Here is a 15556-nt window from a genome sequence, read left to right as displayed (position 1 = left end):
AATCGTTTCAGGGCCGATCTTGCGCGACCCGGAGCCGGTCCACCAGCGCCAGTTCGGCAACCCCGCCATTCCCGAACGATCGTTCAGAGGAACTTGGTCATCGCCTTGAACTCGGCGAGCAGCCCGCGCGCCTCGTCCGGAAGACTGCCGGCCGCTTCCTCCAGGCAATGGCCGATATGCTCCTGGATCAGGATCTTGCGAGCGGCGCCGTTCTGGTGCTGTGCTTCTCGATCGGTTTGGCGATCACGCTGGTCGCGGTCGGCGTGGCCGCCTCGCTCAGCCTGCGCGCCGTCGAGAAGCGCTCGACATGGCTGTCGACGGTCGCAGCGCGGGCGCCCTATTTCTCCGGCGTGCTGATCGTGCTGGTCGGCCTCTATACGGCCTGGTACGGCTGGAGCGGGCTGCAGGCGCAGCTGCCGCGCGCCGCGGCGATGCTGCTCAGCCCATCGCCTGGTTGACCAGCGCGAAACGATGCGCCGGACCCGGCGCGGCCGGCGCGGCGCCGCGCGCCATCACCACGCCGGAGGCGACGAGCGGTAGGCCGCATTCGCTCAGCCAGGCGCCGAGGCCGCTGCGGGCGGGTACGTCAATGCGGACGAAATCGCCGCGGCGCGCCGTCAGCAGCGCCGCGATCAAACTGCAGGCGGCGGCGTCATCGACCGCCGCGACCGGGCCGATCAGCCAGCCACGGCCATGGCGGCGCAGAAAGCCGAAGCCGGCCGGCGCGCCATTGCGCTCGATCAGGATCGCATGGCCCCGCGTCAGCAGCGCCTCGAGGACGGGTGCACGCGGCAGGCCGGTCGCCTCGCCGTCGAGCTGCGCCAGCAGCGGCAGATCGGCAGCGGCGGCCGGGCGCATGATCTCGTTCGCCGCGAGAACGGGAGCCGCAAGTTCCGGCCAGTCGCCCTGATGCTGGCGGACCTCGTCGATGGCGATGAAGCCGTAGCGGGCATAGAGCGGCTCGCCCTGCGGCGTGGCGACGAGACCGAGCGCGCGCCCCTCCGTCGCCCCGATCAGCCGCTCGACCAAGAGCTTGCCGATGCCCTGGCCTTGTTGGTCCGGGGCGACGATGATCGTGCCGAGCGTCGCATGGCTCGCACCGAAGCCCCACCAGAGCCCGACAGCGACGACCTCGTCCTTGATCGACAAGGTGAAGCCCTGCCCCAGCGACAGCGCGAACTCCCAATCCTCGCGCCGATGCGGCCACCCGACCGCGTCCGAGAGCCGCCGGCAGGCCTCGGCATCGGCGAGGCTGGCCAGGCGGAGCGTCAGCTGGAGCGGCTGCATCGGCCAGCCCTCAGCGGCAGAACCCGGCGCAGCCGGACTGCCAGAACGGCGCCTGCCCAGCGAGCTCCGGCATCGAGGGGCGCGGCTTGGCACCCGGGAGATCGGTGGGCACCGGCACGACCAGCTCCCACCAGCGATGGGCACATTGCGAGCGGAAGGCCATCTGGTCGCTGATCGAGGTGTTCTCGCGCGCCAGCACCGCATCGAGCGCGTCGCAGGCGCGGCGGAGCGCGGCGTCGTTCCCGTCACCGGGCTCGTTCGCATAATCGTGGAAAGCGGCGGTGAAGGCTTCCATCTCGCGGGCGATATGCGGCCAGTCCTGACGGCCGAGATTCCAGGCGTCCATCCATTCGCGCACCACCGTCTCGACCGCCTCGGCCTTGGGCTTGCCGGCGACCTTGCGGGCCGTGGTCAGCATGTGGCGCATCAGTTCGGCGCGGGCGTGGAGCTGGCGGGCGGCGAGCGCGGCCGTCTGCATCGCCAGAATCGCACGCTCGGCTTCGAGCTGCAGCTCCTCGACGAAATTGGCCATTTCCACCTCCAGTCAGGGCAACGTCGCGAGCCGGTCGAACAGGCGCTGGAACAGCGCGTCCGCCTCGACGCTCGCGACGACATGGGCATTGGCCGGCCGCTTGAGACGGCCGTTCCAGTCGATCGTGGTGCGGCCACGCAAGGGGCCATCGCCGGTCTCGACCTCGACGAAACAGTCGCGCCCCGTAAAGAGTTCCGGCCAGAGCAGGAAGGCGATCACGCAAGGGTCGTGCATCGGATGGCCGGCGGTGCCGAGCCCGCCGGGTCGCGGACGGGTCAGCATGCCGTGGACGACCCTGCCGACCGCGTTGCCGAACGTGAGCAGGCGCGCGACCTGTGCATGTGAGGCGACCGCCTGATGGGTGACGCCGAGCCCGAACATCACGATCGGCCGGCCGCAGCCGAAGACGATCGCGGCGGCGTGCGGATCGACATGCACGTTGAACTCGGCCGCCGGGGTGATGTTGCCGAGCGCCAGCGCCCCGCCCATCAGCACGATGCGCTTCACCTTGGGCAGCACGTCCGGCGCCAGCCGGAAGGCCAAAGCGAGATTGGTCAGCGGGCCGAGCGGGCAGAGCGTGACGCTGTCGTCGGGCGCGGCGCGTAAGATCGCGATCAGTGCGTCGACGGCATGGATTGAGCTAGCTTTGCCGCGAGCCGGCGGCAGGTCGGCGCCCGCCAGCCCATCGGGTCCGCAGACGAATTCGGCGGTCGAAAGCGGGAAGAGCAGCGGCCGGTCGGCCCCGGCATGGACCGGCACGTTCTCACGGCCGGCGAGCTCGCGGATGCGCAGCGCGTTCGCCGTGGTCAGCCCCAGCGGGACATTGCCGGCGACGGTGGTGACCGCCTTGAGGTCGAGCTCCGGGCTGGCGAAGGCGAGCAGCAGGGCGACCGCGTCGTCCTGGCCGGGATCGGTGTCGATGACGATCGTTTCGCCGGCCATCTCAGGCCGCCCTGGCGTTGCCGGCCATGATCATGCGGCTGAGATCGTCGGCGGAGAGGTCGCCGAGCGGCTGGTCGACATATTTGCGGCCAGCGCCCATGATCACCACCCGGTCGGCGAGCGCGACGACATCGCGCATATTGTGGCTGATCAGCAGCACCGTCCTGCCGTCGGCCTTGAGCTTGCGGATTAGGTCGAGGACGAGGGCAGTCTCCTTCACGCCGAGCGCCGCCGTCGGCTCGTCCATGATGATGATCTCGGCCTTCCAGCGCAAAGCGCGCGAGATCGCGACCGCCTGGCGCTGGCCGCCCGAGAGCCGTTCGACCGGCCGGTCCATGTCCTCGACCGTGACCGAGAGCTGCTTGAGGAAGCCGCGCGCCTCCTGCGCCATCCGCTTCTTGTCGAGGACGCGCAGGAAGGGCAGCAGCAGCGGCCGCGTCAGCTCCGAGCCCATGAAGACGTTCTGGGCAATCGAGAGCCGCGGCGCCAGAGCGAGGTCCTGGTAGATCGTCGCGACGCCATGGCTCAGCGCATCATGCGGCGAGGCGAAGACGACGGTCTTCCCACGCATCTGGAGCGTCCCCGAGGTCGCCTCCTCGGCGCCGGAGATCACCTTGATCAGGCTCGACTTGCCGGCGCCGTTGTCGCCGCAGATGGCGACGACCTCGCCGGCAAAGATGTCGAGATCGACCTCGCGCACCGCCACGACCGGGCCGTAGGCCTTGCCGATGCCGCGGAGGGAGAGGAGGGGTGTGGCGGTCATCGGGAAGCTCTCCTTCCTTCTCCCCTCGGGGGAGAAGGTGGCAGCGCGCAGCGCTGACGGATGAGGGAAGTTAGGCGCGAGCCGACTACCATCGTACCCAGTCGTACCGCCCTCATCCGTCTGCTTCGCAGACACCTTCTCCCCCAAGGGAGAAGGGATGCGCGCTTGGGCGGAGCGACGGTTTCACTTCAGGAACTGCTGGACGTTGTTCTTGTCCACCAGGACCGCGTCGGTGAAGAGATACGGGCCCGAAGTGATCGTCTCCTTCGGCTTCTTGTCGACTACGATCGCCTGGATCGCGTCGACCGCCTGCTTGCCCATCTCGTCGAACGGGATCGAGACGGTGGCGGTGAAGGTCGAGGCCGGGTCGGCGATGCGGGCATAGGTCTCCTTGCCGCCATCGACCGAGACCAGCGGGATCTGGCCCTTCTTGATCCCTTGAGCCTGCAGCAGGTCGTCGATGATGTAGGCCTGGCCGTCGAACGAGGCCCAGATGCCGTTGATCTTGCCCTGGTTCTGCAGCAGCAGCGCCTGCATGCCGGCGCGGACATCGTCGCGCCAGCTCTGGGTGCGGGCCATCGAGAACTTGCCGAGCTCCTTCACGCCCTGGTTCTCCGAGAGCACGACGTCGAGCAGCTTGCCGCGGATGCGCGAGGCGACGTTGAGGTCGAAGCGGGCGGTGACGATGTTGCCCTGGTAGCCGAGCTGGCCGAGCAGATAGAGCGCGGCCTCGGCACCGACCTTGTACTCGTTGGTCTGGATATCGAAAAGCGCATGCGGGCTTGAACCCGACTGCACTGTGATGACGGGGATCTTGGCGTCCTTGGCGGCCTTGAACTGGGCGTCGGCCTCGACCGGCTTGCCCATGGCGATGATGATCGCATCGACCTTCTTGGCGATCAGCGCGTCGAACTGCTCGGCATGCTTGGGCAGCGCCCCTTCCGAGTTCAGCAGCGTGACGTTCCAGCCCTTGGCCTTGGCTGCCGCGGCGGCGGCATTGGCGACGCGGGCATGCGTCTCCGATGAGAACTGGAAGCCGATCACGCCGAGCTCGAAGGCCCGAGCCCCCTGAACCATCGCGACGACGGCGGCCGCCGCCAGCAGAACCTTCCTCAAACCGACCATGACGACCTCTCCCCTCGTTGTCGTTGTGAACTGTCAGACCTTGAACGCCGCCTTCTTCAACGCGCTGGCCGAGAAGGCGACCGAACCGATGATGATGACGCCGAGAACGATGTCCTGAACGTAATAGGCTGCGCCCATCAGCACCAAGCCGTTGCCGAGCACCTTGAGCACCAGAGCGGCAAAGACCGTGCCGGGAATGTTGGGCTTGCCGGGCTCGAACATGGTCATCCCCAGCAGCACGGCGGCGATGGCGTAGAGCAGGTAGTCGCCGGCCATGTTCGGCGCGGCGGAGGACAGGTTTGCGGCAAGCAGCACGGCGGTGATGCCGGCGCAGAGCCCGGTCAGCAACAGGCCGATGCGCTTCATCCTGTTGGTGGCGATGCCGGAAAGCCGGGCCGCCTCGTCAGCCTCGCCGGTCGCGACCATATGGGCGCCGGTGCGGGTCCATTTGATCAGGCCATAGGTCAGGAGCGTGACCGCGGTGAGCCAGAGCACGAGATTGGGGATGCCGAAGCTGTAGCCGCGCGCCAGCCCGGTAAAGCCGGTCGGCCAGCGCCCGACGAAGGCGACGCCCTGCGTGATCATGAAGGCGAAGCCCTTGGCGATCGCCGCGATGCCGAGCGTCATGATCAGCGAGGGGACGCGCAGCACCGTGACGCCATAGCCATTGGCCGCGCCGCAGAGGAGCCCGACCAGCAGCCCCGCTGTGACGGCGAGCGCGGGATGCTGCTGTCCCTGGATGAGCCAGCCGGTGACGACGGCCGACAGGCTCGCGACCTCGGCGATCGAGAGGTCGAGTTCGGAGACGATCAGGGCGAGCGTGAAGCCGAGCGCCAGGATGGCGAGGAAGCTCGTATCCTTCAGCACGTTGATGACGTTCATCGTCGTCGCGAAGTTCGGCGCGAAGGCGACGAAGAAGACGATCAGGACGAGGCCGGCGAGCGCGGTGCCGTAGCGGCCGATGATCTCGCGCATCGTCAGGCGTTTCCCTTGGCGATCGCCGAGATCGGCGAGAGGATCTCGATGCCGCCGGTGACCGGGATCAGCGCGCCGGTGACGAAAGCGGCCGCCGGCGAAAGCAGGAAGGCGATGACCCCGGCGACATCCTCCGGCCGGCCAAGCCGCCCGAGCGGGGTGCGCTGCGAGGCGCCCTCGACCAGCGCATTGAACTGACTGGCGAAGCCGCGGCGCACCATCGGCGTGTCGATGATCCCCGGCGCGACCGCATTGACGCGGATGGCATGGCGGCCGAGCTGCTGGGCCATGCCGTAGGTCAGCGTCGCCACGCCACCCTTGGCCGAGCCATAGGCGAGGTTGGCGCCGCCATTGCTATGCGCGATCGACGAGATGTGGACGATCGCCCCGCCCTCGCCCTGCTCGATCATGCGCCGGGCGGCAGCCTTTGAGATGCGGAAGACGGCCGACAGGTTGATGTCGACGAGCTTGTCCCATTCCTCGTCCTCCATCTCGACCAGCGGCACCGGCCGCGAGGCGCCGGCGCCGGTCACGAGATTGTCGAGGCGACCGAAGCGCTCCACGGCCAGCTCGACCAGCGCACCGGCGAGATCACGGTCCCGGACATCGCCGGTCATGGCGGCGACGTCCGCGCCCTCGGCCTGGAGACGCTCCGCCAGCTCGACCAGCGGGCCTCCCTCCAGCCCGGAGAGGACGAGCCTGTGCGCCGGTGCCAGCGTCATCGCGAGTGCGCTGCCGATGCCACCGGAAGCGCCGGTGATCAGGGTGACGGGCTTGGGCATCAGCCGGCCCTGCCGACGACCGGGGAGAGACGAAACGCGACGGCGCGGCAGGAACGCGGCATGGACCTCTCTCGGGAGATTGGTTCCATCTGGGTAAGGCGCAAGCGCCCCAGCCGCAACGTCAATCGGCGTGCAGGTCTGCGGCCGCAGACGCATGGCGCGCCAGACAAGCGAGCGGCTCACCATCCTGCGCAGCACCGACGAGATCGCGGGAGATCGGCGCCAGCGCCATCTCGGCCCGGCGGAACAGGGCGAAAAGCGCATCATAGGCCGGCTTGCGAGCGGGATCGGGCTCGAAGCGGCGGGCGACCGTAACGAGCGCCTGCTGGGCTTCAGCAAGCGAGCCGAAACGGCCGAGCCCCGCGAAGGCGATGATCGCTGCGCCGAGCAGACCGGGTTCCTTCGAGGCTGCCACGACGACCGGGCGACCGCAGAGGTCGGCCTTGATCTGGCTCCAGACGGGATTGGCGGCGGCCCCACCGCCGAAACGGATTTCGCTCGCAGCGCTGCCGAGCGCGGCTTCGGCCCGTTCCAGCACGATCCGGTTGAGGCAGGCGACGCCCTCCAGCACCGCGAAGGCCAGGTCGGTCGGTCCATGCCGGCGATTCAAGCCGACGAGCGCGCCACGCAAGGACGGGTCCCAATAGGGCACGCGCTCGCCCTGGAGATAGGGCAGAAAGAGCAGCGGCTGCGGCTGGCGCGACCCTGAGAGCAGCGCGTCGATCTCCTGTCCGACGGCTGCGCCATCGCGGCCGAGCAGCGCCAGCAGCCAGGAGACGGTATCGGCGCCGGTCTGGCTGGGGCCGCCGAGCTGGAACAGCCCGCGCCAGTCGACGGTGAGGAGGCCTTCCGCCCGTGCCGGTTTGCGGCCGACCACCCCGAGCACCTCGGTGGTGCCGGAGATGTTGTAGGCGAAGCCGTCGCGCATGGCGCCGAGGCCGACCACCGCCGCCCAGGTGTCGTTCGAGGCGCAGAACACCGGCTTGCCGGCGAGACGATCGAGCGGCGCGGGCAGGCCGTGCTGGACCGGGCCGACCTGCTCCCAGGGCTCCAGCATCGCCGGCAGGATCGCAGCCGGGATGCCCACAGCCGCCAGGAGATGGCTGCCTTCATGCCAAGCTGCCGCGGCCAGCAATCGCGCCATCGAGACGGGGTCGCTCGCCTGCCGGCCGGTCAGGCGGAAGTTCAGGTAGTCCTTCGGCTCGAGCAGGCAGGCGAGTTTGCCAAAAACCTCCGGCTCCTGCTCGCGCAGCCAGGCGAGGCGCGCCAGCGGATGGAACGCGTTGACCCCGGCGCTCTCCGGATGGGCTGCGTCGAGCGCCTCACGCAAGCGCCCCGCAAGCGCGTCGGAGCGCGTATCCTTCCAAGTCATCGCCGGGCGCAGCGACCGGCCGTCCTTGTCGAGAAAAATCTGCGTACGGGTGACCCCGCAGATTGCGACGGCGCCGATCGCCTCGAAAAGCGCCGGCGCTTCGGCCGTCAATGCGATGCAGGCTTCTACGAGAAGTTCCCACCAGGCTTCGGCGTCGATTTCCGAGGCGCCTGAGAGATCATCGCGGCTCGCCGGCCCGGCAATGGCGTGCTGGGCGCGGATGGCGCCGGTGTCATCGACGAGGGCGGCGCGAAAGGAGGTGCCGCCGAGATCGCAGGCGAGGACGATGCTCATGTCCCCGCCCTGCGTCAGGAACCAGCGCAGGTCAAGCGGCGCGGTCCTTCATGCCGCCATCGGTCAGGCGATACCAGGCGATGATGGCGGAGACATAGAGCTCGTTCAGCGCGTGCAGTGGCAGCGGCGTGATCGGCACGACCGGGAACGGCAGGCTCGCTTTGTCGCCGGTCGAGAGATAGAGCGCCATCGCCCGGCCCATCGCCGTCTGCAGGCCGACGCCCCGGCCCATGCAGCCGATGTCGACGAGCAGGCCGGGCTCCGGCTCGTGCAGATGCGGCAGAAAATCGCGGGTCAGCGCGACGCGGCCGCACCAGCGATAGTCGAAGCTTAGGCCCTTGGCCTGCGGGTACATCTTGCCGATGACTCGCTCCAGATGAGCCCAGTCGGCGGCGTCCCGCGGCTCGCGGAAGGGACCGCGCCCGCCCATCAGCAGGCGGTTGGTGTGGTCCTTGCGGAAATAGAGCAGGAGCTGGCGGGTGTCGGAGGTGACCTGCCCCTCCGGCAGGATCGTGCCAGCGAGATTGTCGGAGAGCGGCTCCGTCGCGACGATGAAGGAGTTCGGCCGGATCACCGTCTGGCGCAGCTTTGGGATCAGGTCGCCGGTATAGCCGTTGGTCGCGATCACCACGCGCGGCGCAGTGACGCTGGCGCCCTGCGCGGTGCGCACGACCCAGTTGCCGCCATTGCGGCGCAAGTCGGTCACCGGGCTCTGGCCATGGATCGCGGCCCCCGCCTTCTGCGCCGCACGGGCGAGGCCGCGGGCATAGGCGAGCGGCTGGACGCCGCCGCCGCGCGGGTCGAGCCAGCCGCCGAGATAGCGGTCCGTACCGATCAGGCGGCCGACCGCATCGGCGTCGAGGAAGCGCGCGCCGACGCCGCGCATCGCCCATTCGTCGGCCCGGCGTTTCACTGTCTCGACCATGGCCGGCGTATGCGCGCCCTGGATCCAGCCGGCGCGGCGATGCGGCACCTCCATGCCGTGCTTCTCGATCAGCCCGAAGACGAGATCGGCGGTCGAGCCGACGAAGGAGACCAGGGCCGCGCCCGCTTCGGTCCCATATTTCGAGACGATCTCGCTGGGGTCGTATTTGATGCCGGGGATGACCTGGCCGCCGTTGCGGCCAGACGCGCCCCAGCCCGGCTCGCGCGCCTCCAGCACGACGACGGAGACGCCGGCTTCGGCGAGATGCAGCGCGGTCGAGAGGCCGGCATAGCCGGCGCCGACGATGCAGACATCGGCGCGGGCATCGCTCGCGAGCGGCGGCGTCTGCGGCGCTGCCGGAGCCGTCGCATGCCAGAGCGAAGGCTGCAGCGGAAAAGGCTCGGCCATCTCGATATCCCCTAGATCGGCTTGAGCACGCGGCGCAAAAAATCCTGCGTGCGCGGATTGCGTGGCGCGCTCAGCACCTCGCGGGCTGCGCCTTCCTCGACGATGACGCCGCCATCGAGGAAGAGGACGCGATCGGCGACTTCGCGGGCAAAACCCATCTCGTGGGTGACGACCAGCATGGTCATGCCCTCCTCGGCGAGGCTCTTCATCACGCCGAGGACCTCGCCGACCAGCTCCGGATCGAGCGCCGAGGTCGGCTCGTCGAACAGGATCGCCTTGGGCTGCATGGCGAGCGCCCGGGCGATGGCGACACGCTGCATCTGGCCGCCCGAAAGCTGGGCTGGATACGCCTCGAACTTGTCGGCGAGACCGACGCGGGCGAGCAGGTCGCGGCCGCGCGCCAGCGCCTGCGCCGCCGGCTCCTTCTTCACATGGATCGGACCCTCGACGACGTTCTCGAGCGCGGTCCGGTGCGGGAACAGGTTGAAGCGCTGGAACACCATCGCCATGGCGGTGCGGATGCCGACGATCGAGCGATCGGCGCGGTCGACCTTGGCACCATCGACCGTGATCGCGCCGCCGTCATAGGATTCGAGCCCATTGATGCAGCGCAGGATCGTCGACTTGCCCGAGCCGGAGGGGCCGATCAGGCAGACGACCTCGCCACGCTGGACGCTGCCGGTGATGCCTTTCAGCACCTGATGGGAGCCAAAGCTCTTGGTGACGCCGGAGAGCTCGATCATCGCCTGGCTCCCTTGCCGAAGCGGCGTTCGAGCCAGCCGACGAAAGCGATCAGCGGCAGGCTCATCGAGAGATAGAGCAGCGCCACCAGCGTGTAGACCGTCATGTTCTTGAAGGTCGAGGACGCAAGCAGCGAACCCTGCAACGTCAGCTCCGCGACGGTGATGGTCGAGGCCTGCGAGGAATCCTTCAGCATCATGATCATGATGTTGCCATAGGGCGGCAGCACGACCTTGACCGCCTGCGGCAGGATCACCCGGCGCATCATCAGGAACCAGCCCATCCCGATCGACTGCGCCGCCTCGACCTGGCCATGGTCGATCGCCTCGATGCCGGCACGGAAATTCTCGGCCTGATAGGCGGAATAGGCGATGCCGAGGCCGAGGATCGCCGCCTGCAGCGCGCTCAGCGCGAGGCCAAACTCCGGGAAGACGAAGTAGATGTAGAAGAGCTGCACCAGGATCGGGATGCCGCGCAGCGTGTTGACGACGAGCTTGGCGACCAGCACCAGCGACGCCACGCCCGAGACGCGCATCAGGGCCCAGACCAGGCCGAGCACGGTCGATAGCGCCAGCGAGCCGAGCGTCACGAGGACAGTGAACTTCAGTCCCTGCAGCAGCAGCGGCAGAAACTGGGCGGCATCGCGCAGGAAGGATTGCATCACAAGGTCAGCTTCGACGGGGTGGTCGCGAAGACGCTGCAGGCTTCGCTCCGCCGCCTGGCGGCGGGCGAAGCCAGAGCGCCGCGGGAAGGCTTATTCCAGGCCCCACTTCGCCAGGATCTTGTCGACCGTGCCGTCGGCCTTGACCTTGGCGAGACCGGCATTGACCTTCTTCAGCAACTCGCCGTCGCTCTTGCGCACACCGATGCCGACCGAGCCGGTTATGATCGGCTTGTAGGACTTGACGAGCCGGACGTTCGGGAACTGCCCCTGCTTCAGCGTGTAGGCCATGATCGGCGCGTCGGCGAAAGCGGCCTGGACGCGGCCGGCATTGACGTCGGCGAGGATGTCCGGCGAGGTCTTGTAGAGCTTCACCTCGGGGAACAGGCCGGTCTTCTGCAGCGCATCGACATAGGCCGTGCCGATCTGGGCACCGACCGTGTAGCCCTTCATGTCGGCGAGCTCGACATAGTCCTTCTTGTCCGAAGCCGGGACCAGCAGACCCTCGCCATACGTATAGATCGGGTCGGAGAAGTCGATTACCTCCTTGCGGGCCGGGGTGATGTACATCGCCGCCGAGATCAGATCGATCTTGTTCGCGGTGAGCGAGGCGACCAGCGTCGAGAACTGCATGCCCTCGACCTCGACCTTCAAGTCCGAAGCAGCGGCGATCGCCTTGACCAGGTCGACCATCACGCCTTCGATCGTGTTGGTCTTGGTGTCGAGAAAGGTGAACGGCATGCCGGTCGGCGTCGAGCCGACCTTGAGGACGGACTGGGCGGCGGCCGGCGAAACGGCCGCAGCGGCAGCGCCTCCAGCCAACAGGGTCAGGAAGGTCCGGCGTTCCATGGCAATGTCCCCTCATTTGTCCGTACGCCCGGGCAGGCGCCGGCTCATATTTTCATGAGTATGAAGATACGAGCATAGGACGATCTTGCCGGCAAGCGATTTTCATGCACATGAAATAAGCCGAGAAGGAATCGCGATGAGCCTGCCTGCCGCCGACCTGCCGCATCTGCATGTCGACCGTGAGATCGGGGCGCGGCTGCGCCAGCTCCGGCGTGCGCGCCGGCTTTCGCTGGAAGAGCTTGCGAGCCGCACCGGACTGTCGATCGGCTTCCTCAGCCAGATCGAGCGCGGCCTGTCCTCGCCGACGCTGCGCGTGCTCGCCGCCGTCGCCGACGCGCTCGGCACCGCAATCTCCGAGCTCTTCCCGACCGATCAGCGGCAGGCCGACCCGACGGCCACCATCGTGCGCCAGCCGGACCGCGGCGAACTGCAGCTCTGGCGCTCCGGCATCCGCAAGCAGTTGCTGACCCCGCAGGCGGAAGGCGCCAAGCTCAACCTCTTCATCGTCGAGATGGAGCCCGGCGCCAGCACCGGCGACGAGCACTACATTCATCACGGCGAGGAAGCCGGCCTCGTGCTGAGCGGCGCCATGCTGCTGAATGTCGAGAACGAGAGCTGGGTCATGCGCGAGGGCGACAGCTTCCGCTTCCTCTCCTCCCGGCCGCATCGCTTCGCCAACCAGCACGACGGCATCACCCGCGTGCTCTGGGTCAACTGCCTGTAGCCGCATCACCATGCACAAAACGCATAGCAACGCTCTTTCCCGGTAGCCCGATCTGCGTCTAAGCCAATACTGCCATGAACAAAGGCAGCTGGACAACGCTGCCTCCTCGGCACGATCAATCGCATGGGGAAACGCAAGGGAGGTCGGCATGGCAGGGCAAGCCGCCAGCAGGACCGTCCTGTTCGGCACCGTATCCGGTCCGCAGCGGCGGACGACGTCCATGATCCAGATCAAGGCGCCGTTCGCATGCGCGCCGAATGATCCCGCGTTCATCCCTCGACAATCAGCCGGCCTTCCCGCGCAAGAGGACAGATTGCCATGACACCAGCGCGACGGCACCAGAACGACCCTTCCGATGTTGCCCCGACCAACGCAGCCGATGGGGTCGCGGTCAACGGCGAATTCAAGGTGATGCTGCCCGATAACGCCGTGCTGCGGGCTGTTTCGCAGGGTCAGGGCCGCCCCGTGCTGCTCGTCAGCGGGCTCGCCGGCAGCGCCGCCTTCTGGGACGACAATGCCGCGACGCTCGCCCGCTCCTTCCAGGTCCTGCGCTTCGACCAGCGCGGCATCGGTGCCAGCGATCGCGGCAGTGCGCCCTGCACGATCGACCAGCTGGCGAGAGATTGCCTCGCCGTGCTCGATGCGGCCGGCGTCGAACGCGCCACCGTGCTCGGACACTCGACCGGCGGCTGCATCGGTCTTGCGCTGGCACGCCAGGCGCCGGAGCGGCTCGACGGGCTGATCCTCAGCGGCAGCTGGCTGAAGCAGAACCGCTACATGACCGCGCTGTTCGAGACCCGCCTCGCCATTCTCGATCAGCACCCGCGCGCCTATGCGGCGACCGCCGCGCTGATGGCCTATCCTCCGACCTGGCTCGAGGCGCATTGGAACGTCTACGAGACCGCCGTCGCGACCGCGCCCGACACCCCCGAAGCGAAGCAGGTGGTGCGCGAACGCATCGATGCGCTGCGTGCCTTCGACGCCTCGGCCTGGGCCGGGGAGCTTTCCCCGCCGACCCTGATCCTCGGCACGCGCGACGACATGATCGTGCCCGCCTTCCTGCAGGAGGAGCTCGCCGCCGCCATGCCCGGAGCGCGCAAGACGCTGCTCGATACCGGCGGGCACTTCTTCCCGATCTCCCGGCCCGACGCCTTCACCGCCAACGTCGCCGAGTGGATCGGGGCGCTGTAGCGCACCGCGACGAACTGCCCCTGTATCCAAAGGAGCGGGCTGCGCTATCTCAGAAGGAGTCTAAGCTGAGGAGAGACTGCCCTATGAGACTGATCGCCAGCGCTACCCTGCTCGCCCTTGCCGCGATGGCTGCCTCCCCCGCCCGGGCCCAGGACGTCTCGGCCGGCGAGCGTTCGTGGAACAAGTGCCGGGCCTGCCACCAGGTCGGCGAAGGCGCCAAGAACCTGGTCGGCCCGCAGCTCAACGGGCTGTTCGGGCGCCATACCGGCGCAGTCGAGGGCTACAGCTATTCGACAGCCAACAAGGGTGCGAACATCACCTGGGACGAGGCCGTCTTCGCCGAATACATCAAGGACCCGAAGGCCAAGATCCCCGGCACCAAGATGGTCTTCGCCGGCATCAAGAACGACAAGGAGATCGCCGATCTCACCGCCTTCCTCAAGCAGTTCGACAAGGACGGCAAGAAGCTCTGAGAGACCACGCGAGCCCGGCCGCTCCGGTCTGCGACGGGCGGTGCCGGCTCAAGGCCACCGGCGCCGCCCGTTACGGCGCCGGCATCACCCCGTCCAGGACAGGAAAATATCGGCCCGGCAGAAGCCTCCGCAAAGCCTCGCCGACGGCGCGCTGAGCCTGAAAGCATTGCCGGCTACAAATTTGACTGGCAAGCGCCCCCCCGAATCACCATATGCTGCCGCCGGAGGGCGCATGGGGAAGTCGGCAAGGGCAGCAAAGGCGAGCGTCGGAAAGAAGGCGGGCGAGCCAAAAGTTCAGATCGGTGCGATCCCGTATCGTCACCGGCAGGACGGTGCTGTCGAGATCATGCTGGTGACGACCCGCGAGACGCAGCGCTGGATCGTGCCCAAGGGCTGGCCGATCCGTGGGCTGAAGGGCCATGAGGCGGCGGCGCGCGAAGCCATGGAAGAGGCCGGCCTCATCGGCGAGATCGGCAAGAAGCCCGTCGGCCGCTACACCTACTGGAAACGGCGCACCCGCGACTTCGTCTTGTGCAAGGTCAGGCTCTACCCGCTCGCGGTGAAGGATCAGCTCGCGAGCTGGCCCGAGCAGGACCAGCGGCGGAACCAGTGGTTCACCCAGGCCGATGCGGCCGATCTCGTCGACGAGCCGGCGCTCGGCGCGATCATCCGGGATCTGAGGTTCAAGACGCCCTGACGGCCTGAATCAGCGCGCATCGTGGAAGATCAGCCCGGTGGTGTAGCGCTGGCCCGAGCGCACCCGACTGACGCCGTGGCGCAGATTGACGCGATAGGTTCCGCGCGTGCCCTGAACCGGCCGGTGCTGCACAGCAAAGATCGCCGCCTCGCCCTGCCGGAGCGGGACGACCTCGGGCCGCGACTGCATACGCGGGCGCTGCTCGACCAGAGTGAACTCGCCGCCGGTGAAATCCTTCCCCGGCTCGGAGAGCAGGATCACCATCTGGAAGGGGAAGAACAGGTCGCCATAAAGGTCCTGGTGCAGGCAGTTGTAGTCACCGGCGCCATATTTCAGCAGCAGCGGCGTCGGCCGCTCCTGGCCTTGCGCATGACAGAGCGCCAGGAAGTCGTCGAGCGCGTCCGGATAGCGCTGGGCAATACCGAGCGCCGCATTCCAGCGATTGGCGATCGGGGCGAGCCGGCCGTAGATCAGCGGGCGCAATGCCGCGATCACCTCGGGCAATGGCTGGGCGAAGTATTGGTATTCGCCGCGGCCGAAGCCGTGGCGGGCCATGACGATGCGACTGCGGAAACGCTGGGGCTCGGCATAGAGTGCGCGTAGCGCAGCACAGGCGCCGGCATCGAGCAGCGGTCCGGTCAGGCCGACACCGTGCTCGTCGAGCTCGCTCTCGATCCGCGGCCAGTCGAGGGCAGCCGCGACCTCATTCATCGCCTGCCTATCCGTCTTGCGGAGTGCCGCCATCGCCATGTTCCGCGTCCTTCACCGGTTCTGCTGGCGATGATGGAACGCATCGGCAGCGACTTGCGACACCC

Annotated in this window: 18 protein-coding genes; 5 read left to right on the top strand and 13 right to left on the bottom strand. The window is 67.9% G+C overall.

Annotation, left to right across the window (positions count from 1 at the left end):
• The first annotated feature begins 176 nt into the window (after positions 1-176).
• Positions 177-458 carry a sulfite exporter TauE/SafE family protein gene (locus tag V7S63_RS19280; RefSeq protein ID WP_336531378.1) on the top strand — a complete coding sequence of 94 codons (282 nt, stop codon included), beginning with the start codon at positions 177-179 and terminating at the stop codon, positions 456-458.
• On the opposite strand, the gene V7S63_RS19275 is transcribed toward V7S63_RS19280, so the two are convergent.
• From V7S63_RS19275 to V7S63_RS19220, 12 genes are all read right to left on the bottom strand, one after another.
• Positions 439-1287, bottom strand: coding sequence for a GNAT family N-acetyltransferase (locus V7S63_RS19275; protein ID WP_336531377.1), 849 nt, complete (start codon positions 1285-1287; stop codon positions 439-441). The two genes, V7S63_RS19280 and V7S63_RS19275, sit on opposite strands and share 20 nt — an antisense overlap.
• Before the next feature lie 10 nt (positions 1288-1297).
• On the bottom strand, positions 1298-1819 hold the full coding sequence (locus V7S63_RS19270; RefSeq protein ID WP_336531376.1) for a hypothetical protein: 522 nt from the start codon (positions 1817-1819) through the stop codon (positions 1298-1300).
• 12 nt (positions 1820-1831) lie between these two features.
• Entirely contained in the window at positions 1832-2761 is a 930-nt protein-coding gene (locus V7S63_RS19265) for a nucleoside hydrolase (protein WP_336531375.1), read from the bottom strand.
• Position 2762: 1 nt separating this feature from the next.
• The gene (locus V7S63_RS19260) at positions 2763-3524 is read right to left on the bottom strand and encodes an ATP-binding cassette domain-containing protein (RefSeq protein WP_336531374.1); all 762 of its coding nucleotides are present in this window, start codon (positions 3522-3524) and stop codon (positions 2763-2765) included.
• A 183-nt stretch (positions 3525-3707) separates the two neighbouring features.
• Entirely contained in the window at positions 3708-4649 is a 942-nt protein-coding gene (locus V7S63_RS19255; protein ID WP_336531373.1) for a sugar ABC transporter substrate-binding protein, read from the bottom strand.
• A 33-nt stretch (positions 4650-4682) separates the two neighbouring features.
• Positions 4683-5624, bottom strand: a complete 942-nt coding sequence (locus V7S63_RS19250; RefSeq protein WP_100963139.1) for an ABC transporter permease — start codon at positions 5622-5624, stop codon at positions 4683-4685.
• A 2-nt stretch (positions 5625-5626) separates the two neighbouring features.
• Entirely contained in the window at positions 5627-6406 is a 780-nt protein-coding gene (locus V7S63_RS19245) for an SDR family NAD(P)-dependent oxidoreductase (RefSeq protein ID WP_336531372.1), read from the bottom strand.
• Between the two features lie 121 nt (positions 6407-6527).
• Entirely contained in the window at positions 6528-8072 is a 1545-nt protein-coding gene (locus V7S63_RS19240) for a xylulokinase (protein WP_336531371.1), read from the bottom strand.
• A 31-nt stretch (positions 8073-8103) separates the two neighbouring features.
• Entirely contained in the window at positions 8104-9405 is a 1302-nt protein-coding gene (locus V7S63_RS19235) for an NAD(P)/FAD-dependent oxidoreductase (protein ID WP_336531370.1), read from the bottom strand.
• An 11-nt stretch (positions 9406-9416) separates the two neighbouring features.
• Positions 9417-10148 (bottom strand): amino acid ABC transporter ATP-binding protein, encoded by a 732-nt coding sequence (locus V7S63_RS19230; RefSeq protein WP_091834544.1) that lies wholly within the window; start codon positions 10146-10148, stop codon positions 9417-9419.
• A complete protein-coding gene (locus V7S63_RS19225; RefSeq protein ID WP_336531369.1) occupies positions 10145-10807 on the bottom strand; it encodes an amino acid ABC transporter permease in 663 nt (220 codons plus the stop codon). The genes V7S63_RS19230 and V7S63_RS19225 overlap by 4 nt, the downstream gene beginning before the upstream one ends.
• Positions 10808-10900: 93 nt before the next feature.
• Positions 10901-11656, bottom strand: a complete 756-nt coding sequence (locus V7S63_RS19220; protein ID WP_336531368.1) for a substrate-binding periplasmic protein — start codon at positions 11654-11656, stop codon at positions 10901-10903.
• 136 nt (positions 11657-11792) lie between these two features.
• Here V7S63_RS19220 and V7S63_RS19215 point away from each other — a divergent pair, with 136 nt between their 5' ends.
• From V7S63_RS19215 to V7S63_RS19200, 4 genes are all read left to right on the top strand, one after another.
• The gene (locus V7S63_RS19215; protein WP_091834554.1) at positions 11793-12380 is read left to right on the top strand and encodes a helix-turn-helix domain-containing protein; all 588 of its coding nucleotides are present in this window, start codon (positions 11793-11795) and stop codon (positions 12378-12380) included.
• A gap of 318 nt (positions 12381-12698) precedes the next feature.
• Complete coding sequence (locus V7S63_RS19210) at positions 12699-13571, top strand: alpha/beta fold hydrolase (protein WP_336531367.1); 873 nt, start codon at positions 12699-12701, stop codon at positions 13569-13571.
• 83 nt (positions 13572-13654) lie between these two features.
• A complete protein-coding gene (locus tag V7S63_RS19205) occupies positions 13655-14044 on the top strand; it encodes a c-type cytochrome (protein WP_091834556.1) in 390 nt (129 codons plus the stop codon).
• Between the two features lie 232 nt (positions 14045-14276).
• The gene (locus tag V7S63_RS19200) at positions 14277-14741 is read left to right on the top strand and encodes an NUDIX hydrolase (RefSeq protein WP_336531366.1); all 465 of its coding nucleotides are present in this window, start codon (positions 14277-14279) and stop codon (positions 14739-14741) included.
• 9 nt (positions 14742-14750) lie between these two features.
• On the opposite strand, the gene V7S63_RS19195 is transcribed toward V7S63_RS19200, so the two are convergent.
• On the bottom strand, positions 14751-15491 hold the full coding sequence (locus tag V7S63_RS19195) for a 2OG-Fe(II) oxygenase (protein WP_336531365.1): 741 nt from the start codon (positions 15489-15491) through the stop codon (positions 14751-14753).
• Positions 15492-15556 lie beyond the last annotated feature (65 nt).

Source organism: Allobosea sp. CCNWLY174, assembly GCF_037120455.1.
Lineage (GTDB): Bacteria > Pseudomonadota > Alphaproteobacteria > Rhizobiales > Beijerinckiaceae > Allobosea > Allobosea lupini.
The sequence above is the reverse complement of the archived record's forward strand: the minus strand, read 5'-3'. Positions and strand labels throughout refer to the sequence as shown.